The organism is Azoarcus sp. TTM-91, from assembly GCF_012911025.1.
Lineage (GTDB): Bacteria > Pseudomonadota > Gammaproteobacteria > Burkholderiales > Rhodocyclaceae > Azoarcus.
Map to the genome: position 1 here is coordinate 1 of NZ_WUEI01000326.1, position 379 is coordinate 379.

1 protein-coding gene is annotated in these 379 nt (G+C 55.7%); it reads left to right on the forward strand.

Features of this window, described 5'->3' with window-relative positions:
• The coding region (locus GRF61_RS24470) for a hypothetical protein (protein ID WP_211166207.1) at nucleotides 1–379 on the forward strand (379 nt) is incomplete at both ends.

The following is a 379-nucleotide window of genomic DNA, read 5'->3' on the forward strand; positions in this document are numbered from 1 at the left end:
GTTACAGGCGGGTCAGCCTTGTCCACTTTGTGGTTCCACCAGCCACCCGGCGGTCGAGGCGTATCAGGCGCTGGAGCCTGGTGTTAATCAGTCTCGGTTACTGGCGCTGGAAAACGAAGTTAAAAAGCTCGGCGAAGAAGGTGCGGCGCTGCGCGGGCAACTGGACGCCGTAACAAAGCAGCTTCAGCGCGATGAAAACGAAGCGCAAAGCCTCCGACAAGATGAGCAAGCACTTACTCAACAATTGCAAGCCGTCACGGCCAGCCTCAATATCACCTTGCAGCCACAGGACGATATTCAACCGTGGCTGGATGCACAAGATGAGCACGAACGCCAGCTGCGGTTACTCAGCCAACGACATGAATTACAAGGGCAGATT